This is a genomic window from Actinoallomurus sp. CA-150999, from assembly GCF_050942425.1.
In the GTDB taxonomy this organism is placed as follows: Bacteria; Actinomycetota; Actinomycetes; order Streptosporangiales; family Streptosporangiaceae; genus Actinoallomurus.
Map to the genome: position 1 here is coordinate 9,521,911 of NZ_CP192063.1, position 21,104 is coordinate 9,543,014.

The 21,104-nt window shown below is 71.7% G+C and carries 20 protein-coding genes; 9 read left to right on the forward strand and 11 right to left on the reverse strand.

What is annotated here, in order from left to right:
* Positions 1-187: 187 nt before the first annotated feature.
* Complete coding sequence (locus ACQP2O_RS43710; RefSeq protein WP_433175126.1) at positions 188-1,345, reverse strand: methyltransferase; 1,158 nt, start codon at positions 1,343-1,345, stop codon at positions 188-190.
* Positions 1,346-1,519: 174 nt separating this feature from the next.
* On the opposite strand from ACQP2O_RS43710, the gene ACQP2O_RS43715 reads away from it, so the two are divergent.
* Complete coding sequence (locus ACQP2O_RS43715; protein WP_433191348.1) at positions 1,520-2,314, forward strand: SAM-dependent methyltransferase; 795 nt, start codon at positions 1,520-1,522, stop codon at positions 2,312-2,314.
* A gap of 53 nt (positions 2,315-2,367) precedes the next feature.
* Here the strand turns inward: ACQP2O_RS43715 and ACQP2O_RS43720 are convergent, their stop codons facing one another.
* Positions 2,368-2,973 (reverse strand): hypothetical protein, encoded by a 606-nt coding sequence (locus ACQP2O_RS43720; RefSeq protein WP_433175127.1) that lies wholly within the window; start codon positions 2,971-2,973, stop codon positions 2,368-2,370.
* Positions 2,974-3,391: 418 nt separating this feature from the next.
* Between ACQP2O_RS43720 and ACQP2O_RS43725 the strand changes: the two genes are divergently transcribed.
* From ACQP2O_RS43725 to ACQP2O_RS43735, 3 genes are all read left to right on the forward strand, one after another.
* On the forward strand, positions 3,392-4,396 hold the full coding sequence (locus tag ACQP2O_RS43725) for a helix-turn-helix domain-containing protein (RefSeq protein WP_433175128.1): 1,005 nt from the start codon (positions 3,392-3,394) through the stop codon (positions 4,394-4,396).
* Between the two features lie 57 nt (positions 4,397-4,453).
* Entirely contained in the window at positions 4,454-5,314 is an 861-nt protein-coding gene (locus tag ACQP2O_RS43730; RefSeq protein ID WP_433175129.1) for an NAD(+)/NADH kinase, read from the forward strand.
* A gap of 93 nt (positions 5,315-5,407) precedes the next feature.
* Positions 5,408-5,818, forward strand: a complete 411-nt coding sequence (locus tag ACQP2O_RS43735) for a RidA family protein (RefSeq protein WP_433175130.1) — start codon at positions 5,408-5,410, stop codon at positions 5,816-5,818.
* A 218-nt stretch (positions 5,819-6,036) separates the two neighbouring features.
* Here the strand turns inward: ACQP2O_RS43735 and lanL are convergent, their stop codons facing one another.
* Positions 6,037-8,688, reverse strand: coding sequence for a class IV lanthionine synthetase LanL (gene lanL / locus ACQP2O_RS43740; RefSeq protein WP_433175131.1), 2,652 nt, complete (start codon positions 8,686-8,688; stop codon positions 6,037-6,039).
* A 205-nt stretch (positions 8,689-8,893) separates the two neighbouring features.
* Complete coding sequence (locus ACQP2O_RS43745; protein WP_433175132.1) at positions 8,894-9,064, reverse strand: SflA family class IV lanthipeptide; 171 nt, start codon at positions 9,062-9,064, stop codon at positions 8,894-8,896.
* A gap of 80 nt (positions 9,065-9,144) precedes the next feature.
* Here ACQP2O_RS43745 and ACQP2O_RS43750 point away from each other — a divergent pair, with 80 nt between their 5' ends.
* The 3 genes from ACQP2O_RS43750 (at position 9,145) to ACQP2O_RS43760 (ending at position 12,154) form a co-directional block, all read left to right on the forward strand.
* A complete protein-coding gene (locus ACQP2O_RS43750; RefSeq protein ID WP_433175133.1) occupies positions 9,145-9,336 on the forward strand; it encodes a hypothetical protein in 192 nt (63 codons plus the stop codon).
* A gap of 109 nt (positions 9,337-9,445) precedes the next feature.
* On the forward strand, positions 9,446-11,356 hold the full coding sequence (locus ACQP2O_RS43755) for an ABC transporter ATP-binding protein (protein ID WP_433175134.1): 1,911 nt from the start codon (positions 9,446-9,448) through the stop codon (positions 11,354-11,356).
* Between the two features lie 18 nt (positions 11,357-11,374).
* Positions 11,375-12,154: an IclR family transcriptional regulator gene (locus ACQP2O_RS43760; protein WP_433175135.1), complete on the forward strand. Its 780-nt coding sequence runs from the start codon at positions 11,375-11,377 to the stop codon at positions 12,152-12,154.
* Positions 12,155-12,197: 43 nt separating this feature from the next.
* Here ACQP2O_RS43760 and ACQP2O_RS43765 read toward each other — a convergent pair whose 3' ends face one another.
* On the reverse strand, positions 12,198-13,133 hold the full coding sequence (locus ACQP2O_RS43765; RefSeq protein WP_433175136.1) for a sugar kinase: 936 nt from the start codon (positions 13,131-13,133) through the stop codon (positions 12,198-12,200).
* On the reverse strand, positions 13,130-13,723 hold the full coding sequence (locus ACQP2O_RS43770; RefSeq protein ID WP_433175137.1) for a bifunctional 4-hydroxy-2-oxoglutarate aldolase/2-dehydro-3-deoxy-phosphogluconate aldolase: 594 nt from the start codon (positions 13,721-13,723) through the stop codon (positions 13,130-13,132). The genes ACQP2O_RS43765 and ACQP2O_RS43770 overlap by 4 nt, the downstream gene beginning before the upstream one ends.
* A 267-nt stretch (positions 13,724-13,990) precedes the next feature.
* Between ACQP2O_RS43770 and ACQP2O_RS43775 the strand changes: the two genes are divergently transcribed.
* Positions 13,991-14,680 (forward strand): nucleotidyltransferase domain-containing protein, encoded by a 690-nt coding sequence (locus tag ACQP2O_RS43775; protein WP_433175138.1) that lies wholly within the window; start codon positions 13,991-13,993, stop codon positions 14,678-14,680.
* A 21-nt stretch (positions 14,681-14,701) separates the two neighbouring features.
* Here ACQP2O_RS43775 and ACQP2O_RS43780 read toward each other — a convergent pair whose 3' ends face one another.
* Entirely contained in the window at positions 14,702-17,011 is a 2,310-nt protein-coding gene (locus ACQP2O_RS43780) for an FHA domain-containing protein (RefSeq protein WP_433175139.1), read from the reverse strand.
* Positions 17,012-17,269: 258 nt separating this feature from the next.
* Here ACQP2O_RS43780 and ACQP2O_RS43785 point away from each other — a divergent pair, with 258 nt between their 5' ends.
* Positions 17,270-17,899, forward strand: a complete 630-nt coding sequence (locus ACQP2O_RS43785; protein ID WP_433175140.1) for an LmeA family phospholipid-binding protein — start codon at positions 17,270-17,272, stop codon at positions 17,897-17,899.
* On the opposite strand, the gene ACQP2O_RS43790 is transcribed toward ACQP2O_RS43785, so the two are convergent.
* From ACQP2O_RS43790 to ACQP2O_RS43805, 4 genes are all read right to left on the reverse strand, one after another.
* Complete coding sequence (locus tag ACQP2O_RS43790) at positions 17,889-18,641, reverse strand: hypothetical protein (RefSeq protein ID WP_433175141.1); 753 nt, start codon at positions 18,639-18,641, stop codon at positions 17,889-17,891. The two genes, ACQP2O_RS43785 and ACQP2O_RS43790, sit on opposite strands and share 11 nt — an antisense overlap.
* A 172-nt stretch (positions 18,642-18,813) precedes the next feature.
* Complete coding sequence (locus ACQP2O_RS43795) at positions 18,814-19,920, reverse strand: glycosyltransferase family 4 protein (protein WP_433175142.1); 1,107 nt, start codon at positions 19,918-19,920, stop codon at positions 18,814-18,816.
* On the reverse strand, positions 19,920-20,282 hold the full coding sequence (locus ACQP2O_RS43800; protein ID WP_433175144.1) for a hypothetical protein: 363 nt from the start codon (positions 20,280-20,282) through the stop codon (positions 19,920-19,922). Before ACQP2O_RS43800 ends, ACQP2O_RS43795 begins: the two co-directional genes overlap by 1 nt.
* Positions 20,279-21,007 carry a hypothetical protein gene (locus ACQP2O_RS43805; RefSeq protein ID WP_433175145.1) on the reverse strand — a complete coding sequence of 243 codons (729 nt, stop codon included), beginning with the start codon at positions 21,005-21,007 and terminating at the stop codon, positions 20,279-20,281. The genes ACQP2O_RS43800 and ACQP2O_RS43805 overlap by 4 nt, the downstream gene beginning before the upstream one ends.
* Positions 21,008-21,104: the final 97 nt, after the last annotated feature.

Genomic DNA, 21,104 nt, shown 5'->3' on the forward strand with positions numbered 1-21,104 from the left:
GAACCAGCAGATCAGCGGGACACGCGCCGACCACTGCGACCGATGTGGCAGGCGCAATGGGGAAACCACTTGGACCTACGGTTACCCATCCGTCGACCATCGCCCGCTTTTATTAGAGCAAAAGGCGATCTATCCGATTTTTACTATCGCCACAATCGGCGCGCCATCGCCGGAAAGGGGCGAAGCCTTATCGGCAGGGTCGGCGGACGCGCAGCCGCCAGAGGGAGGTCACCTCGGCGGCGCGAGCGGCGTGCAGCGGATCGTCCTCGTCGGCGGCACGGGGGTGGCGCGGCCGTACGTCCGACCGGCCGGCGACCTCCAGGCCCGCGCCCTCGAACGCGCCGAGCAGTTCGGCACGGGACCGCAGCCCCAGGTGCTCGGCCAGATCCGAGAGCACCAGCCAGCCTTCTCCATCCGGCTCGAGATGCCCGGCCAGGCGGTTCAGGAAGGCGAGGAGCATCCGGCCGCCGGGATCGTAGATCGCGCGCTCGATGGGCGAGCTCGGCCGCGCCGGCACCCACGGCGGATTGCACACCACCAGCGGCGCGCGTCCCGGCGGGAACAGGTCGGCCTCCACGACCGTGACCCGGTCCGCCAGGCCGAGCCGCGTGAGGTTCTCGCGGGCGCACGCGAGGGCCCGCGGATCCTGGTCGGTCGCCACGACGCGCTCGATCCCCCGCCGCGCCAGCACGGCGGCCAGCACCCCGGTGCCCGTTCCGATGTCGAACGCGAGCCCGTCGGCGGGCAGCGGCGTCTGCGCCACCAGGTCGACGTACTCGCCGCGCACCGGGGAGAAGACCCCGTAGTGCGGGTGGATCCGGCCCTCCAGCGCCGGGATCCGCACGCCGTTCCGGCGCCACTCGTGCGCGCCGATCAGGCCCAGGATCTCCCGGAGCGAGGTCACCGACGGCCCGTCACCAGGGCCGTACGTCTCCTCACAGGCCCGCCGTACGTCGGGCGCCCGCCGTAGCGGGATGGTGTGGTCGGGTTCGAGCGGCACGAGCAGCATGCCGAGCACGCGGGCTCGCTGCGACTGCGCCTGACGGTGGAGATGGAACGCCTCGGCGGGCGACGGCGCCGGCCGATGGCGCTGCTTCCGTACGACCCTGCGCGGGCGGCGGTCAGCGCGCCGTCCCATCGCGGCGAGCAGCTCGCGGGCGCCCACGAAGTCACCGCGCCAGAGGATGGCCGTGCCCTCGCACGCCAGGTGGTAGGCGTCGTCCGCGGTCATCCCGTCGGCCGCGACCGTCACGCGCCGGGGCGGCGGCGACCCGTTCTCGGACCGCCAGTGGGCCGAGAACGACGTCCCCGCCTCGGTCCAGTGGACGATCTGACCTGCTTCCACGCTCCGCTCCATTGCCAGGAGGCTATGAGGAGCCGGGTCTCCCCCTCAATCGAATTACCTGCGACCGCGCGGAGGGCGGTTTACCGGTAACAATCCCATTCTTTTCCCGTCGAAGGCGAAGACCGGCCGCCGTGGTACGGGTTAGATTGAGTCGCACCTGGCGGGGGCTTGGAGGTGCCTTTGGCCGAGCGAGCACGGCAACCGGGGGGCGTCGACGCCCACACACCGACCGACGCACGCGTGTACGACTACGCGCTCGGCGGCAAGGACAACTACGCCGCGGACCGCGTCCTGGCCCACCGGATCCTGTCCGTGGCCCCGGAGGCCCGCCACCTGGCGGCGGAGAACAACCGCTTCGCGCGACGCGCCGTGCGCCACCTGCGGGCCGCGGGCGTTCGCCAGTTCCTCGACATCGGCTGCGGCCTGCCCAAACGGGTCAACGTCCACGACCTGGCGGGTCCCGAGGCCCGGGTCGTCTACGTCGACTATGACCCGGTCGCCGTGACGCACTACGAGGCGACGCTGTCCGGCGGGTCGTCCGCCGCCATCGTCCACGCGGACGCCCGGCACCCGGAGCGGATCCTCGCCGACCCGGTCGTCACCGACGTGATCGACTTCGACCGGCCGGTCGCGCTGCTGTTCACCTTCCTGCTCCACGTCATCGACGACGAGGAGCATCCCGCCCGGATCGTACGGCGATTCCGCGACGCGGTCGCCCCGGGCAGCCATCTCGTGATCTCGCACGCCACGTTCGAGGAGAAGACGCCCGAGGCCGTCGAGGCGGTGGAGGACATCTTCATGGAGCTGCGCGAGTCGCTCACGCTGCGCGGACGAGAGGCGATCACGGGATTCTTCGACGGGTTCGAGCTCCTCGAGCCCGGCCTGGTCCTCGCCCCCGACTGGCGGCCCGACCGGCCGTACCGCACGCCGTCGGGCTGGCTGCTCGCGGGCGTCGGCCGCAAACCCTGACATCGGAAAAGGGCGGGGGCGCCGCGCGCCCCCGCCCTGCCCTCACCGCACCGTTAGCGAATGTTCTTCGGACGGTACGGGTGGTACTGGCTGCCCTTGCTCAGCCCGTACGTGAGGATGCGGTGGTCGGTGCCGTAATGACCCCGCTGCTCGTAGGCCCAGTAGCCGACGATCTTCCCCTTCGAGTTCCGGACCCACTTCTCGAAGATCACGACGTGCCGGGTGTTGTTGTTTCCGGTGGAGTCGATGACCAGGTCGCCCTTCAGCAGCCCGGACATCCTCCTGATGCGGTTCGAGTAGGTCCTCGACGCCAGTGCGACGGTGTTGGGCCCCGGCTTCGACAGCCCCAGCGCCATCGACACGTACCCGGAGCAGTCCGTGCGGTAGCCCCCGTGGTACTTCTTCTGGCTGTACGGGATCCGGTTCTTCGAGTGCGGGTGCCAGGTGTTGGCCCGCAGGATCACGCTGCGCCGGCTGATGGGGGCGGCGGCGGCCGAGACGTCCTGCGCGGCCGGCTGGGCGGCGGCGTGGAGGGCGGCCGGGGCGGCGTGAGCCGTGGTGTCACCGGAGGGCAGGCCGAACGCGGCGACACCCAGCGCACCGGCGACACCCAGCGCGGCGGCGCCGACCCCGATGCTGAGCCTTCGAGACACGGTCATGGAACTCCTTCGTCATGATGATGGGGCTTCGGCCGTTCCGCGAGTGTTGTTGGGGACTCGGCGTTCGGCCAGCGGCCACGTTAGGGAGAAAGCCGCCGTTCCACCACGGGAATCGGCCATCTAGGGACAGAGCTCGTGTCTCCGAAGCTCTGAGCAGCCCGGATGTCCGCGTTCCGGGACAGGCCCGAGACAATGAGACAACGGATTCCGCCGATCCCGAGGGATCCGGATCCCCTTCGCAGCCGCGCTTTGTCGATCTCGGCGACTACGATCTGCGGCCGGATGCTCCGAATTTGCGAACCGAACAGTATCGTCCCGCGTCCTAGGCACAATCGGCTTTCGGCCCAGTCGAGGGGGAGCATTGGATCGCCGACAGATGACGCATACACGCATAAACCGGACCCGACAACAGCGCCCATTGTCGACGAATCTCCCCCAAACCACCCGGACTCTGCTGGAAGAGCTGCGGGCGCTGAAGGACCGTTCCGGGTACGACCTCCGTGCGCTGGAGGGGAAGACCTACGCGAGCCGCTCGTCCTGGGGGCGCTGGCTCAGCGGAGAGACGTGGATCCCCTATTCGGCCGTCGAGACCATGGCCGAGCTGTGCGGCGGTGACAAGCAGCGCCTCCAGGCCCTGTGGCACCGCGCGGACGACGACCGGCGAAGAGCGACGCCCGATGCCGCGCCGCAGGGAGCGGTGCCCGATGCAGCCTCGCCGGAAGGTGCTGCGCGTGAGGATGTCCCGGCGGGGAGAGTGGCCCGGGACGACACGCCGCCGGAGAGGGTGGCGCACGAGGACATCGCCGCGGAAGGCTCCGACGCGGCGTCGTTCCGGCGGCCCGGCGCTCCGCGGCGAAGACGGATGCTCCACATCGGCATCACGCTCGGCTGCTCTCTCGCCGCCGGCACCGTCGGCCTCGCCAGCGGGCTGTCGCTCCGGCCGGAACCGGCTCGGCGACCGCACCCGGCCCCCACTGTCGCGCAGTGGATCACCCGGCCGCAGATCCTCACGCGCGCCCGGACCTGGCACCCGCACAGCGACCGGCGCATCCCGTACGACATGTCGAAGAACCGCGGCGGCTACCGCACGGACGGCTCCGGATACGCCTCCATGACCCTCGGACTTCCGGCACCGGGGCCCAACTCCACCGACCTCGCCTGGGGCGGCTACGCCCGGCAGATCCCCCCGTCCAAGCTGCTCCCCGGCGATCTGATCATCAACGCCACCGGCCAGGCGAGCACCCGGCAGGTCGCGATCTTCGAGAAATGGGCGAACACCGCGCACACGGCGTACTGGGTCTACCAGCAACGCCGCGAATACGGCACGGACCACCTGATGCTCCGCTACGCCCTGTCCGCGAACAGCCCCTACCGCCCGTACCGGCCCCTGAACATCAACGAACAGGACGAGCCCTCCTCCTGAGCCGCCCGGCCCCGGACGGAGGCCGACGGGAGCCGGCGGATATTGAGAGAATGACGTATGGGCTTGATCTCAACAGTCGGCATCGTCCTTCACCCCGAACGCGACTGTAAGGGCGTGATCGGCAGGATCACCGACTGGGCGCGTGCCCGGAACGCCCAGGTCCTCGGCGTACCCGGTGAGGTCGCCCGCATCGACGGTGACGTCACCGCCGTGGAGCCCGAAGACCTCGCCGAGCGCGCCGACCTGATCGTCAGCCTGGGCGGGGACGGCACCATGCTGCGGGCCATGCGACTCACCTGCCGCCGGCGGACCCCCGTCCTCGGCGTCAACCTCGGCCGTCTCGGTTTCCTGGCCGAGATCGACATTCCGGACCTGGACGCGGCGCTGTGCGCCATCGACGAGCACCGCTTCACCATCGAGACGCGCACCGGGCTCCAGGCGACCGCGGGCGGCGTGAACTCGGTCGCCTTCAACGACGTCGCCCTGGCCCGCGTGCCCGGGCACGGCTTGATCGTCGTCGAAGTGTGCGTCGAGGACAACCCGTTCGTCCGGTACGCCGCCGACGCCGTCGTCGTGGCGACGCCCACCGGTTCCACGGCGTACAGCTTCTCCGCCGGCGGGCCCATCATCTCCCCCAACGCCGAAGGGCTGCTCGTCACGCCGGTCGCCCCGCACTCGGCGTTCAACCGTGCGCTGTTCCTGTCCCCGCAGGAGAAGCTCGCGCTGCGGGTCCTGCCGACCAGCGGCGCCGTCGCCGTCGAGGCCGACGGCCGGCTCATCGGCCACGTGAGCCCCGGCGACGTCCTCGACCTGGCGGCACTGCCCGCCGCCGCCAGCGTCGTACGGCTCGGGCAGACGACCTTCTACCAGCGCGCACAGCGGCGCCTCCGGCTCACGGGCTCCGCCGAGGCAGGCTGACGAGCCGTCGGGCTCTAAGGTTCGGCTGTGGACCGCGGCCGAGGGGCCCTGCCGCGGGCAGCCGTCCTCCCCAACGGACAGGAGTACGAATCGATGATCAATCGCTGGAACCCCTCAGGTCTCGCGCCGCCCGTCGGGCAGTACAGCCACCTGGCCGCCGTACCGTCCGACCATGAGGTGGTCTTCATCTCCGGCCAGCTCGGCCTGCTGGAGGACGGGACACTCGCCGGCCCGGACGCCGAATCCCAGACGCGTCAGGCGTTCGCCAACATCGGCCGGCTTCTCGACTCGCTCGGGGTCGGGCCCGCGAATCTGGTGAAGCTGCTGACGTTCGTGTCCGGCACCGAGCACCTGCCCGGCAGCCGGGCCGCGCGGGAAGAGGTCTTCGCGGACTGGTACCCCGACGGCGACTGGCCCGCCCACTCCCTCATGGTCGTCGCCGCACTCGCCAGACCGGACCTGACCGTCGAGATCGAAGCCATCGCCGCCGTGCCCCGACGCTGAGGGAGCCGGGCCGGCGGCGCGCCGCTTGCGTGCCCAGGCGGACCTGACGGCCGAGGTCGAGGCCGTCGCCGCCGTCCCGCGCCGATGCGCGACGCTTGCGTGCCCGGGCGGACCTGTGCGCGGAGACCGGCCGGCTCCCGCCGCGCCGATGAGCGACGCCCGGTGGGCGGTCCCCGGACGACCGCGCCGACACGGTCCGGGCGAGCCCGCAGGCGGCGTCAGCGCGGCGGAGTCCACCATGGCGTCCAGAGGCGGGCACCGTCCCGGTCCCGGAGCCGTCGCAGGAAGGACAGCACCCCCGGGGTGCCCATCGCCCAGCTGCCGCTCGCCCCTTCGAGCGTGTTGTCGGGGAGGACCGGTCGCCGCAGGTCGCCACCGCTCCTGGTGAGGATCAGCTCGACCACGTGCTCGGCACCGCGCCAGAACTCCTCCTCCCCGGTCGCCAGGGCGACGTCGATGAGCATGTCGCCGACCCCGGCCAGCCCGCAGCACTGCGACACGACCCACGCCTGAGGGGCGATCGCCAGGCACGCGCGGGCACCCGCCCTGGCGGGCCGCAGGTAGCGCTCGTCGTCGTAGGCCCGCGCGGCGTGCAGCAGCGCGGTGACGATCCCGGAGAGCCCCTGGCACCAGGACGCCCCCATCGGCCGGGCGGCGGGCTCCCCCAGCACGCGGGCCAGGGTCGCGGCCTCGTCGGCGAGCGTGTCGAACCGTCGTCGCGCCGCCTCTCCCGCCTCCGGGTCCCCGGTGGCCTGGTGGTAGGTCAGCAGGAACACCGCGATGCCCGCCTCGCCGTGGGCGAAACCGGACTCGGTGGCCACCCCGGTGCCCGGCTGGGCGGGCGCGGCCGCGTCCTGTGTGTCGCGGACCTCTCCGGCCAGAAGCCGCCGCGCGCATTCGGCGGCGACGGCCGGATGGCCCGATCCGGGATCCAGATCCGCCAGGAGCAGGTGTCCGGCGCCGATCCCTGCCACGCCGTGCACGTAGTCGCCGCGTTCGGTGTCGCCGAGGCCGATCGGTTCGCACCCGGGAACGTCGGCGCCGAGCAACCGCCGCGCCGTGCTCAGGAACAGCGCCGTCCCGGTGCGGCCGAAGTACAGCGCCGAGGGCAGCGGCGTCGGCGGGATCACCTGGGCGGTCCAGCGCGCCAGCTCGCCCGCCACGGCCTCCGTGTCCGCGTGGTGCAGCAGCTCCATCCCGAGGCCGGACGACCCTCCGTACACGTGCGTCACCGGCGGCGAGGAGCGCCGGGGGTCCGCCGGGCCCTCCATCATCTTCTCGGCGAACCGCACGCACTCGTGTGTCGTGTGCGCGATGACCGCGTCGAGCAGGTCAGGGGTGAAGCGCGGCGGTGCGATCCCCGCCGCACCCGCGGTCGGCCGTCCCGTACGGTGCCGTCCGTCCCGGATGCCGGCCACGGCCGCGGTGCGCTCGGCCGGGTCGAGGCTGAGCAGGCCCGGGATCAACCCCCGTACGCCGGTCGTGACCCCGGGGAAGAGCGCCGCCAGACTCATCAGGGTGCGTTCGAGGTTGCGGGACGGATCGGGGTCGACACCGATCGGGTGCATGCCCGTGGCCGCGAAGAACAGGACGCCGCCGAGCGCGAAGTAGTCGTCGGCCGGTTCGGACGGGCGGCCGGTGTGCTGGTCCGGCACGCTGTAGCCCGGGGTCCAGCCGGGGATCTGGAAGCCGTCGTACCTGCTGTTGCCGAAGTCGACGAGCGTGCAGTGGAGGTCGTCGTCCAGCACGACGTTCTTCGGCGACAGGTCGCGTACGACGACCCCACGGGCGTGCACGGCGTCGAGGAGGCCGACCAGCTGTGTGGCGAGGACGGCCAGGTCGCGGCCCGTACCGGGCGGGTCGTCGGCGAAGATCCCGTGTTCGTTCACGAAGCGGTTGAGGTCGCGGCTCCCCTCCTCGGTGATCACGAGGTACTCGTCCTCTTCGTGCCGGAAGTGGTCGATCAGGCCGGGGACCCCATCGACCCCCGCGAGCGCCTCCAGGATGCGGCGTTCGTTGCGGATCTGCAGCCGCAGATCCATGCCGTCGGCGTTCTCCCCCACGTACGCGCGGGCCTCTTTGATCACCGCACGGCGTCCCGACGCGGTGTCCTCGGCACGGTAGACGTTGCCGCGCGCGCCGCGTACCACGCCGGAGGTGAGCCGGTAACGACCGCCGAGGGTCGGCGCGTCCTCGAGCGCCCCGCTTCGGTCCTCAGAGTGGCCGCCGACGGGCTCCGGAGCGCCGTTGGCCGACCGCGCCGTGCCACCGGGCGTCCCGGACGCCGGCTCCGCGGCACCGGTCGCCGGATCCGGTGTGCCCTGCCGGAAAGGGTCGGACGCCCAGGGCGGGCAGCGGAACTCCGGGGCGGCCGCTCCCGGGAGGAACTCACCGTCGGGGCCGATCAGCACGAGCTCGTAGTCGCCGTTCTCATCGACGCGGTACTGCGGTACGAACGGCCCATAGCGGTAGTAGACGGGCGCACGCCGGTGCACCCGGCGGTCACTGGGCACCCTCGGCGCGGCGAATCCGGCGAGCGCCGCCGCGAGCACCCGTCCGATCCGCACGACCCGGTCCTGGGGCGGGTACACGGTCACGGCCTTGCCGACCGCGCCGGGATCGACGTCGCCGGAGTTGAGCTCGCGCAGCACCGCGGTGGACCGCGCGACCTTGAAGTCGCAGTCGAGTTGGAACAACAGCGGGAGAATCCGGTCGAGCGTCGCGACCAGGGTGCCGGGGCGCGCGGACACATGGAGCTTCCAACCCTGCCCGGGAACGTCGAGGCCGGGCCGGTGCACGCTGACCCAGGTGTCGTCGACATAGACCTCGCGCCCTTCACGCGCGGCTATTTCAGCGACCCTTTCCGCCATGTCCTCAGTTCGGTCTGAAACGGCGGCGTCCATGTAGCCCCTCCAGGTGGTTGCCGGATCACGTATTCACCGCTATAGGTCAGCGAGAAAGGCCACCGGGACACGCCGATGGCCTTTCTCTCATGCCTTTTCCGGGAGCGCTCCATCCCGGCGGGCGTGGTCAGCCTCGAGCCGCACCAAGGCCCGGACGACCGTCAGGCAGCGGTTACTTGATGGACGGGCAGCAGGGGAAGGTGCTGCAGACGGTGCGCTTGCACGTGTTCACACAGGCCTGCGGGCCGTGCAGCAGCTCCATGAGCTCGCCTTCGAAGTCGATGGCGAAGTCGTCGGCCTCGAGCACACCTGCGTCGCGGGGTTCGAGCGTGAGTGCGGGCATTGCCAGGCTCCTTTCTCGGCCGGCGCCTCGTGGGCGGGCCGAATCCGCAGGGCACACCAATCGGGTAAGGAATGCGCCCTGTGGCCATCAATGGCGAAAACGGGAGCGCGAACAACGTCTTCGCCATGATCAACCTCCAGCAGTATGAGCATGATCACGAACACTGTCCAGGCGTAATCAAAGATTTTACCTGCACCGCGATCCGGCTTCCGGTCCGCCGATTCCGCCGCTACCGATTCGCACTCTTGCGTTTTCCGGAAGAGAAGGCATAATGGCTCGGCCGGGAGTTCCCTACCATCCGAGTCTGATAGATGAATATTATTTACAGCTGCGGATCGATCGTCTAGCTTGAGGGTTCATGATCACGATGACCCGCACCCGGTGAGACTCCGGCGAAGGAACCGGCCCGCGGCTCCCGCCGCCGATGAGTCGGGTCTCGCGCTGCGCTACTGGGAGATCCACGACGAGCGGTTCATGTCCGCCGGCCTGACCACGATGGCGCGCCGACTGCCCGCCCTGACCGGCGCGGCCCTGCGCCTGGCATGGCAGGCCGACCGGCTCGACACGGCGGCCGCGCTCGGCCTGAACCTCATCGCCGGAGTGTTCACCGCCTTCGGCCTGCTGGCCACGACGGGCGTCCTGGAGTCGCTGTTCGCGGCCGGCCCCACCGCCGACCGGGTCCGCGCGGCACTGCCGGCGCTGCTCCTCGTCGCCGCGGCGACCGCGGTCCGCGCCGGGCTGCTGGCGACCGCCGGATGGGCACAGCTACGGCTCAAACCGCGTGTCGAACGGCTCGCCGAGACACGTCTCTTCCGGCTGACGACGCGGGTCGAGCTCAGCGCCTTCGACGACGACGAGTTCCACAACGCGATGCAGCGGGCACGCGACAGCGGCGTCCCCGACTCGGTGACCGTCGTCGAGATGACGGTCAACGTCCTCACGGGCGCGGTCGGCGTCGTCGCGTCCGCCGCGACCCTCGGCGTGCTGCATCCGGTCCTGATGCCACTGCTGCTGATCACCGCGCTGCCGGACGGATGGGCGGCACTGCGCGCCGCCCGCATGCGCTACCTGGCCTTCCGCAGAATGTCCCGGGCGCGGCGCCGCAAGTACATGCTCTCGGACCTCATGGCCGAGCGGCCGCCGGCCGCCGAGGTCCGCGCGTTCGGCCTGCGCTCCTTCCTGCTCGGCGAATACGACCGGATCGCCGACGCCGAACAGCAGGTCGAGCTCGACGTCGCCCGGCAGCAGACCGCCACCCGCGTCGCCGGCGACCTCCTGACCGGCACCGCCACCGGTCTGGTCTACGCGGCGCTCGGCGGCCTCCTCGCGGCGGCGGTCATCCCGCTCGCCGTCACGGGAACGGCCGTGCTCGCCATCCGGGCCGGTCAGTCCTCCCTCGCCGCCCTCATGCAGGCCCTCAACAAGCTGTACGAGTCCGGCCTCTACTTCGGTGACTACCTCGACTTCTGCGCGATGGCCCGCGAACGCGTCCCCGCCCGGCGCTCTGTGGCGGCGCCGGAGTCCTTCGACCGCATCACCGTCGAGAAGGTCACCTTCACCTATCCGGGCTCCGGCACGCCCGCGCTGCGAGACGTCGACCTGACGATCCACCGCGGCCAGGTGATCGCACTCGTCGGAGAGAACGGCTCCGGCAAGACCACGCTCGCCAAGCTGCTCGCCGGCCTGTACGCGCCCGACTCCGGCCAGGTGCGCTGGGACGACATCGATATCTCCGCGATCGACGGTGACACGCTCCGCGAGCGCATCGCGGTGATCGCGCAGGACCACACCCGGTGGCCGCTCACCGTCCGGGACAACATCCTCATGGGCCGGTCACCCGACGATGACCGGCTGGCCGACGCCGCCCGGGCGGCAGGCGCCGACCAGGTCGTCGCCCGGCTCCCCCAGAGGTACGACACGCTGCTCGACCGTAGGTTCGAGGGCGGGCACGAACTGTCCGGCGGCCAGTGGCAGCGGATCGCGACGGCCCGCGGCTTCTACCGCGACGCGCCCTTGATGATCTTCGATGAGCCGACCTCCGCGCTGGACGCGCGCGCCGAGCACGCCCTGTTCGAGCGCATTCGCGACCACGCGCTGGATCGCACGGTCGTGCTGATCACGCACCGTCTGGCGAGCGTCCGCTACGCCGACCACATCTACGTACTCGACGACGGCCGGGTCACCGAGCACGGCACGCATCTCCAGCTCATGCGCGCCGAAGGCCTGTACGCCCAGCTCTATGAACTCCAGGCGGCCGCCTACCGCGCGGCTCCCGACCTGCAACCGGGCTGACCCGGATATTCTCGCGATGTGGCGACACAGACCGGTGGCGGTTCGATCGACAAGGCACTCACGGTGCTGGAGGCACTGGCCGAGCACAGCCGGGTGACCGACATCGCGGCCGGCACCGGGCTGCCGAAGTCGACGGTGCACCGCATCCTCCAGTCCCTGGTCGGGTGGGGCTTCGCCCGCACCGACGGCAAGGGCGGCTACCTCCCCGGCCCGCGGATCCTGACGCTGGCGGGCAAGGTGATGAGCCGATTCGACCCGGCGCAGCACGCCGACTCGGCGCTCCAGGCGCTGCGCGACCGTACGGGCTTCACCGTGCACTTCGCGATCCGCAGCGGTGACGAGGCCGTCTACGTGCGCAAGCTCGAGGGCCTGCGGCCGTACCAGATGGGCTCCCGGGTCGGCATGAGCCTGCCGCTGCACTCCACCTCGATCGGCAAGGCGATCCTCGCCCGGCTGCCCGACCAGGAGGTCACCGCGATCACCGCACGGACCGGCCTGGCACCGCGCACCCAGCACACGATCACGGACGTCGACGCGCTGATCGCCCACCTGGGCGAGGTCCGCCAGTGTGGCTACGCGATCGACAATGAGGAGAACGAGCGCGGCATCCGCTGTGTGGGCGCGCCGGTCTTCGACCATACGGGCGCGGTGATGGGCGGGATCTCCATCTCCGGTCTCGCGTTCGAGGTCGATCCGGACGACCACACGCTCATGGCCGAGGTGGTGACCGCCGCGCGGGACGTCTCGCTGGCGATGGGCGCACCGCCCGACCGCGTGCCCACCCCCGCGCCCGCCTGATCTGCCCGCGTTGCCGGCACCACGCGAGCGCGGGCCTGACCGCTCAGCTCTCGGCGAGGAGCCGCTCGATGTCGGCGGCCGTGGCGATCCGGCCGGTGCCGCCCTGGCCGCCGAGGCAGATCGACGCCGCCGCCGCGCCGCCGCGGACGGCGTCCACGATCGACGCGCCGCGCGCGAGACGCGCGGTGAGCGCGCCGCCGAAGGCGTCTCCCGCACCGGTCGCGTCGACGATCTCCGTGGCGGGGATGGCCGGCAGGTGCCGCCGCTCTCGCCCGCTCGCGAGAAGGACCCCGTCGGCGCCGCAGGTGACCGCGACGGCCGCCGCGCCCAGGTCGAGGCAGGCCTCGGCGGCCTCCTCGGGATCGGTGGTGTCCAGCAGCGCCGAGGTGTCGGTGGGGCAGGACGGCAGGACCAGCGCGGCCCTGGGCGCGACCTTCGCCAGGATCTCGCGCGCGGCGGCGGGCGTGGTCAGCCGGCTCCGGAAGTTGGGGTCGTAGACGACCTTGCCGCCGGCCTTCTCGGCCGCGTGCACGACGGCGGCGGCGCAGGAGTCCGACAGCGCGGCCGTGATGCCGCTGAGCAGCACCGCCCTCGCCTCCGCGACAGGGGCGCGGTCCACGTCGGCGGGGCCGAGCCGGGAGGCGGCGCTGCCGGAGCGCAGGTAGGCGAAGGCGCGGGTGCCCAATGGGTCCGCTCCGACGACGTACGCGCCCGTGTGACCCGGTCCCCGCCACATCCAGCGGGTGTCGATGCCGTGGCGGGCGGCGAAGTCGACGAGGCGGTCGCCGAACTCGTCCTCCCCGGTCCGGGTGACGAGGGCGACGTGGGCTCCGGCGGCCGAGGCGGCGATCGCCGCGTTGAGCGCGTCACCGGAAAAGGACAGCCGGAAGGTCTCCGCGTGGGTCAGCGGGTCGGCGGCCGAGAACTCGACCAGCGGCTCCCCGACGATGACGACGTCGGGCACGTCGCCGCGGTTCACTTGGCCACCTCGATCAGCTCGCGTACGGCCTTGGCCGGATCGGGCGCCTTCACCAGGTCGGATCCGACGCCGACGGCGTACGCGCCCGCGTCGAGGTAGGCGGGGACGTCGCGCAGCGCGATGCCGCCGGTGGGCACGACGCGCGCGCCCGGCAGCACGGCCAGGACGGAGCGCAGGTACGCCGGGCCGCCCACGTGCGCGGGGAACAGCTTGGCGATACCGCGTCCGGCGGCCGCGGCGACCTCGCCGGGGGTGAACCCGCCTTCGAGGAAGGGCGCCTCGCCGGTGACCGCGCGGACGGCCTCGGCCGGGTACGGGCTGACGAGGAAGTCGGCGCCCGCGTCGAGCGCCCGGCGGGCGTCCTCGGCGGTGGTCACGGTGCCGGCTCCGAGCACCGCCGCCGGATGGGCGCGGCGCAGGCCGGCCAGGGCGTCGGCCCAGCCGGGAGTGGTCGCGGTCAGCTCGATGACGTCCAGGCCGGCGTCGAGCAGCGTCTCGGCGGCCTTGACAGCGCCCACGGCATCCGGCGTTCTGAGCACCGGCAGCACCCGCGCCGCCCCGATCGCCCGTTCGATCTCCACCCGATCCATCCGACCGCCCCTCGTTCTATACAGCGGGACAACGTTCCATAATGAATGATAAATGAGAAGCGGATCGAACGCCTCGTCGCTATGGTGCTGCCAGCCGGATGATCTACCGCCCCCGGGACCGCACATGACCGAGCGGAGCGAGGGAATCGAAAGCACAGCCCGTACGAGTCGCCTCTCCGACGCCGGGAGGTCGGCCGGGGTGGGTTGGTCGGGCGAAGCCGGGAGGTCGGTCGGGGTGGGTTGGTCGGGCGAAGACCGGGAGGGCCCATGACCGAGATCCTGCTCGCCGGCATCGTCGGCTCCACCGCGTACGGCCTGGCCACGCCCGACTCCGACATCGACCGGCTCGGCGTCTTCGCCGCGCCGACCCGATCCCTGCTGGGGCTGCGGACCCCACGCGAGTCGATCGTGTCCACCTCTCCCGACCGGACGCTGCACGAGGCCCGGAAGTGGTGCAGCCTCGCCCTGGGCGGCAACCCGACCGTCATGGAGCTGGTCTGGCTGCCGGACGACCTGTACGAGACGCGCACCCCGTTCGGCGACGAGCTGATCGGCATCCGATCCGCCTTCCTGTCCGCCGGGCGGGTCCGGGACGCCTATCTCGGCTACGCCACCCAGCAGTTCCGCAAGCTGGAGAACCGCGGCGACGGGTCGTTCTCCGCCGACACCCGCCGGCGGACGGCCAAGCACGCCCGGCACCTGGCGCGGCTGGTCCACCAGGGCCGCGACCTGTACGCCACCGGCGGCCTGCGGATCCGCCTCGACGACCCGGACTGGTACCGCGACTTCGGGGACGGCGTGGCCGACGGCGACATCGAGGCCGCCCGGCGCCTGCTCGCCGAGGCCGAGGCCGACTTCGACCGGATCCGCACACCGCTCCCGGACCGCCCCGACGAGGACACCGTCGAGGCATGGCTCCTGGCCGTACGCCGCGCCCACTACACCGAGCCCGAGTGACCCAGTGCCCGGCCGGGCGGGTCAGAGACGGGTGCGGCGGCCCGGGCGCAGGCGTTCCAGGCGCCACCAGGCGATGATCACGAACACCAGCCCGAGGCCGGCCAGCACTCCCATGTCGGTGGCCCAGGTCGTCGCGTCGGGGTGCCAGAGCCGGTCGTGGATCGGCTTGTGCGACAGGTGTCCGAGGTCGACGGTCGAGGCGGCCGCGCCCAGGCCCCAGCGCGACGGCGTCACCCAGGAGACCTGTTCCAGGCCTGCCTTGCCCTCCAGCGGCATGAGGGCCCCACAGAGGATCACCTGGGCCAATGAGAGCAGCACCAGCAGCGGCATGGTCTTCTCGGACGTGCTGACCGCCGCCGACACCAGGAGACCCATCGCCATGGACACGATCGCCAGCCCGGCCATGGCCAGGATGAGCTCCGGGTACGGCGAGGTGAACGCCCCGTGCGCCGGCATCGGCCGGAACACCAGCCCGATGAGGACGAGCACCACCGCCTGCACGCCGGTGATCAGCCCCAGGATGAAGATCTTGGACAGCAGGTAGATCCCGGCCGACAGTCCGGCCGCGCGCTCCCGCCGATAGATCGGACGCTCCTTGACCAACTCGCGTACGGAGTTGGCGGCGCCGACGAAGCAGGCGCCGATCACCAGGGTCAGCAGCAACGACGCCGCGTCGTCGTTCTCCCCCAGGTCGGTCAGCCCGTGCGGGGCGGGCATCGCCCGGATGAGCAGCCCGACGACCAGCGGCAGCACCGCCAGTACGGCGAGGTAGCTGCGGTCCGAACCGATCACCGCGAGGTACCGGCGGCAGAGCGTGCCGAGCTGCGCGAGCCGGCCCTGTCGCCGGGGCGGCTGGGAGGTCGGTCGGGGTCGGTTGGTCGGGGAGAGCGGAGTCGCCGTGACCCGCTCCGCGCCGGGCGTCTCGGCGTCGCCGTCCAGCCCTGACAGGACATAGCGCGAGTAGAGCGGCGCCATCCGGAACTCGGCGGCCCAGTCGCGGTCCGGCTCGCGGTCGAACGCCTGGAACACCTCCGCCCAGCTCGCCTTGTCGAAGAAGCTCAACCCCTCCTCCGGCGGACCGTAGTAGGCGACCCGGCCACCGGGGACGAGGACGAGCAGGCGGTCGCAGGTGTCCAGGTTGGCGACGCTGTGCGTGACGACGACGATCGTGCGGCCGTCGTGCGCGAGGTCACGCATCATCTCCATGACGGACTTGTCCAGCCCCGGGTCCAGGCCGGAGGTGGGTTCGTCCAGGAACAGCAGCGACGGCTTGGTCAGCAGTTCGAGCGCGACGCTGACCCGTTTGCGCTGGCCGCCGGACAGGGAGTCGATCCGGGTCTGCGCGTGCAGGGTCAGCCCGAGCTCCTCGATCACCTCGTCGACCCGCCGGTCGCGTTCGGCCGCGACCGTGTCCCCGGGGAACCGCAGCTCCGCGGCGTACCGCAGCGCCCGTCGGGTGGGCAGCTGGGTGTGCAGGATGTCCTCCTGCGGCACGAGGCCGATGCGATGCCGCAGCTCCGCGTAGTGCCGGTACAGGTCCCGGTTGTCGTACCGAACGCTGCCCTCGGTCGCCGGGCGGGTCCCGGTCACCGCGCCCAGCAGGGTCGACTTGCCGGCGCCGCTCGGGCCGATCACCCCGACCAGGCACCGCTCGGGGATGGGGAAGCTGACGTGGTCGAGGAGGACCTTGCCCTTCGAGGTCCGTACGGTGAGGTCCTGCGCGACGAGGGAGACGTCGCCGGTGTCGATGAACTCCCGGAGTTCGTCGCCGACGAGCCGGAAAGTGGCCCGACCGATTCCGACGATGTCACTTTCGGTGAGCGCCGCCGAGGTGATCCGTTTTCCGTTGACGAAGGTGCCATTATGGCCGCCGAGATCGACGATCTCGTGCCGCCCGTCGGCTCTTTTCCGCAGCTCTGCGTGATATCGGGAAACGATCAAATCGGACAGTACGACGTCATTGTCCGGGGCGCGCCCGATTCGCAGCGGGCGAGACGGGACGCGAATGACGGAGGTCGGCTCGCGGTCGACGCCGATGCGCGAGTCGGGCACCAGCGGGACCGAGCAGGCCAGCTGCGGGCCGCCGCCGACGTCGCCCAGCCGGAAGACGATCTCACCCTCGATGCCGGCGCGCTGGATGCGCCGGGACCCCGCGAACGTGCCGTTCGTGCTGTCCTGATCCTCCAGGAGCCAGCCGTTGTCATCCGTGCGCAGAATGGCGTGCCGCCAGGAGACGCGCGGGTCGGCGATCGAGATGTCGGCCGCCGGATCACGCCCGACGACGTACGAGCTCCCGGGCTGAAGTCTGCGGACGGACTCCTTCGTCCGCACGACGAGAACCGCCGGGGCCATCGATGAGACAAAGCCCTCGGCCTCCATATCCCCGCAGTGTAGAGCGGATGCCACGAAAGGCCCAACTTTCCGTCATGACTTTGCCGTGAAAGCATTGACGGTTCCCGCGCGGTGAAATTTGCTGAGCGTCATGGCGACCCGTACCATGCCCAAATGAGTGCGCCCGAGAGCGACCGGACGCGCCCGGATCTTCGCCCGCCGAGGCGGCGCCGACGGCGACCGTGGATCGTCGCATCGGTGATCGTTCTTGTATTGCTCGGCCTCCTGGTGGTCTCGGACCGGTTCGCGGCCGCGTACGCCGAGAGCCGCATCGCCGGTGAGGTCCAGAAGCAGGGCTTCGGCACCCGTCCCGACGTGACGATCTACGGCTTCCCGTTCGTGACCCAGGTCCTGGACCGGCACTTCCCGCACGCCCACATGACCGCACGCAACGTACGCGAGGGGCCGATCACCATCAGCCGCATCGACGGTGACGTACGCGACGTACGCGTCGGCTCGGGGTTCCGCAAGGGCACCCTCGGCCGGGTGGACGGCACCGCGACCATCGCCTTCGGCGATCTGGCCAAGGTGTCCGATCAACCGGGGGTGAAGTTCTCCGCGGACGGACCCGACAAGGTGAAGGGCGACGTCGACTTCGGCATCGCCTCCGGCACGGTCGTCTGGCAGGTCACCAAGGTCGGCCGGAACCAGATCCGCGTCCACCCCCTGTCGGCCGAGGGCTTCTCCCTCGCCGACCTCGACCAGGACCTCGACTTCACCGTGCCGGTCGACGGGCTGCCACTCGGCCTGACGTTCCAGAGCCTGTCGGTCACCGACAAGGGCATCGAGCTCCGCGTCACCGGCTCCCACATCGCGTTCAGCGGCTGACCGGCCCGCCGCGGGCGCGGGCGGCGCGCGCGTACTGGTCGTCGAAACGGCGCGGGAACGGCAGCATCCGGTGCCGTTCCCGCCATCGGGCGAGCTGCCGTACGGCGTTGCAGCCCGCCGCGGTGATGATCCGGTCGGCCTCGGCGAACAGCGGCCACGCCGGATAGACGTCGCGGTGCGCGACCTCCGGCGGCAGGGCGTCCGGGCGGCTCGGCGACACGAGCGTGAGGTACGGCCGTGCGCCCTCGATCGCCGCGATGTCCTGCGCGTACGCCACGAGCTGGGTCTGCTCGTCCGCGGGCCCGGAGTGGACGATGAGCCAGCCGCCGGGCTCGACCGGGACGGCGGGGCGCGGCTCCGGTGGGTCGGCCAGCGTCAGGGTCGCGACCCCCGACGACACCGCGTCGAGGTACGCGCGATGGGCACCGCCGACCGGCTCCACCAGCCAGGTCCGGGCGAACGTCAGCGGTTCCGGCGGCAGCAGCGGCCGGTAGGCGTCCCAGCGCAGCAGGCGGGCGAGGTGGACGACGCGGATGCCGGGCGGAACGGCGGCGGCGCTCAGCTCGCCGGACAGCCCGGCCGGGAAGGCGTCCACGACCAGCTCGCGCGGACGCAGCGCGGCGAGGGTCGCCCGCACCCACCGGGTGAGCTCGTCCCGGTCCAGCCCGGCGGGCGCGGAAAGGACCCGGTGCCCGGACAGGACCCGCGGATCGCCGGCGAACGGGGAGCCGGTGAGGATCATAACTTTTTCCGCACACAATCCGCGGGTGTGGAGGTAGGCCCGGATCCGGGTGAGATGCCCCAGCCCGCCGCCGTGCGCGTAGCAGACGATCAACGCCGGGCCACCGGCCCGGCGACGGCCCGCAGGTCCCGCGGCCGCCTGAACCGGCGGGGCTTCACCCTGCGCATTCGGGTCAGGCCCGTCGTGCGGTCTCGGTCAGCACCGCCAGGTATCCGGCCGTCTCGGCCTCGGGGGTGAAGTCCCGGTGGACGCGTTCGCCCGCGGCCGCCCCCAGCTTGGCCAGCCGCTCGTCCGTGGCACGGGCCGCTCGGTCCACGGCCGCGCGGCAGCCGTGGGCGTCACCCGCCCGGAAGGTGAAGCCGATCTCCTCGTCCGCCACGTCGGCCAGGCCGCCGGCGTCCGAGGCCAGCAGCGGCACGCCGAGCGCCGCCGCCTCCAGGGCGACGTTCGGCAGCCCGTCGTAGAAGGACGGGAGCGCGACCAGGTCGCAGGCCGCGTAGACGCCCGGCAGGTCGTACCGGTCCTGGAACGGCATCCGCGTGTGGGCCACGGCGTCCAGGCGGGCCGCCACCCCGTCCTCGACCTCGCCGACGAGGAGCAGGTGGAACGCCGGAGCGTGGCCGGAGGCGAGCAGCGCGTCGAGCAGGAATCCGACGCCCTTCTTGTTCTTCAGCTGCCCGATCAGCCCGATCACGCGGCGGCCGGGCTCGACGTGGGCCGCCCGCCAGTCCCGCGCGCGGGCGCGCTCGGAGGGCAGGATCTCCCAGCTCGCGGGGTCGACGCTGTTGGCCACCCAGGTCACGGCGGTCTCCGGGACGAGCGCGGACACCAGCGGAGCGTGGGAGCGGGCGACCACGCAGACGCGAGCGGAGCCGCGCAGCGCCGTCAGCAGCGCCTCCCGGCGGCGCAGCGAGAAGACGCCGGTGTCGAAGTCGTTGCCGCGCAGCAGCGTGACCAGCGGCGCGCCGAGCCAGGCCGCCAGGACCGGGGCGCCGAGCACGGCGTACGTGCCGCCGAACGCGACGACGTGGGTGTACTCCTCGCCGGTCAGCTCGGTCCACAGCCGGCGCAGCGCGTGCTCGGGATTGTCCTCCAGCGGAACCACCAGCAGCCGGCCGCCCGCCTCACGATCCACTCGCCACGGTCGCGACCGGCGCGTCAGGTGCGCCACGTCGACCTCCACGCCCGCCCGGCGCAGTCCCCGCACGATGCGGTCGCAGGACTCGGCCATGCCGCCGCGGCTCGGCGGGTAGTGCTCGGTGATCCACAGAACGCGCATCAGCTGTCGACCCAGTCGTTCCCGTCGTCACCGCCGACGTCGAACCCGCCGTCGTCACCGGTGTCCCCGCCGACGTCGAAGCCGTCATCGAACTGGCCGCGGTCGTATGAGTCGAACTGCGAGTACCAGATCGGGTCGCTGTACTGCCCGGAGCTCTGCTCGTAGTACCGGCGGCGGTAGCCGCGCGCCCACCCCGGGTGGAAGGGGTCCGCGTAGGCCTGCGCGGCGGCGCACTCGGGGCACAGCCCCTGCGGGTCGACGTGCTCGGCGCAAATCGGCCGGCCGCAGCGGCAGACGGTGACCGGCGGCCGCCCGCACCGGCCGAGCAGGAAGAAGCCGGTCGTCACGGCGCAGGGGTTCACGCGGTCCTCCTCGCCGTCGTCGCCGGCGGCGTCCACCGGAACGGCTCGGTCGCCACCGCCAGGATCCACTGGAGCATGTCCACCTCGGCCGGTGCGGGGGCGACCTTCATCGTCGAACTGATCACCGTCCGCTTGCCGGACTTGACGCGCACCGCGATCCAGGGCGGCGGCGGGGTGTCCGGCCGCCGCGCCTCCGTGCCGGGCGGCAGCGTCCGCCTCGCGGTGATCCGCTGCACCGTCTTCGTCTTGGTCTTCGTCTTGTGCTTCCCACGCGGGTTGACCTTGTGGATCTTGCGGTAGCGGACCCGATCGGTGACGGTCAGCTCGAGGACGCTGCCGTCATGCAGGACCGCCCGCACCGCGAGCCACGGGTCCAGCGCGAACCACTCGGTGATGCTCCGGATGGGCCGCCGGGCCGGCAACCGCTGGCTCGGCCCGGCCTTGCCGGGCACCTTGGGCCCGCGAAGGTCGGCGGTGACGCCGACGAGGCCGTCCGGCGCGACGTCTTCGCACAGCACCCGGATCAGCGGCACCAGCACGGTCACCGTCCGGTCCGGCAGACGCCACTTGCGCCGCTTCACGGTGCCCTCATGCTGGGCGAGGCTGGTCACCACGGCGTTCCACTCGGCCGGCGGAAGCGTGACGGATGCGGTGCGCTGCCAGATGAGCCCCTGGTGAACCGGGTGAAACCCTTCGATCGCCGTCCGTGTCTTCCGCCAGAACATGGCCGGACCCTATCAACCGGACATGACCCGCCATAGGCCGTAAGTGCCACGACAGGTCGTACGCCGGAGTCGTCGGCCGGCGTGACCCTGCGGCGGC

Excerpts from the sequence above, each read along its gene's own strand:
- ACQP2O_RS43720 (WP_433175127.1), bottom strand. The coding sequence starts at position 2,973 with ATGACCGTGTCTCGAAGGCTCAGCATCGGGGTCGGCGCCGCCGCGCTG.
- ACQP2O_RS43730 (WP_433175129.1), top strand. The coding sequence starts at position 4,454 with ATGGGCTTGATCTCAACAGTCGGCATCGTCCTTCACCCCGAACGCGAC.
- ACQP2O_RS43735 (WP_433175130.1), top strand. The coding sequence starts at position 5,408 with ATGATCAATCGCTGGAACCCCTCAGGTCTCGCGCCGCCCGTCGGGCAG.
- lanL (WP_433175131.1), bottom strand. The coding sequence starts at position 8,688 with ATGGCGGAAAGGGTCGCTGAAATAGCCGCGCGTGAAGGGCGCGAGGTC.
- ACQP2O_RS43745 (WP_433175132.1), bottom strand. The coding sequence starts at position 9,064 with ATGCCCGCACTCACGCTCGAACCCCGCGACGCAGGTGTGCTCGAGGCC.
- ACQP2O_RS43770 (WP_433175137.1), bottom strand. The coding sequence starts at position 13,723 with ATGGATCGGGTGGAGATCGAACGGGCGATCGGGGCGGCGCGGGTGCTG.
- ACQP2O_RS43775 (WP_433175138.1), top strand. The coding sequence starts at position 13,991 with ATGACCGAGATCCTGCTCGCCGGCATCGTCGGCTCCACCGCGTACGGC.
- ACQP2O_RS43790 (WP_433175141.1), bottom strand. The coding sequence starts at position 18,641 with ATGATCCTCACCGGCTCCCCGTTCGCCGGCGATCCGCGGGTCCTGTCC.
- ACQP2O_RS43795 (WP_433175142.1), bottom strand. The coding sequence starts at position 19,920 with ATGCGCGTTCTGTGGATCACCGAGCACTACCCGCCGAGCCGCGGCGGC.
- ACQP2O_RS43805 (WP_433175145.1), bottom strand. The coding sequence starts at position 21,007 with ATGTTCTGGCGGAAGACACGGACGGCGATCGAAGGGTTTCACCCGGTT.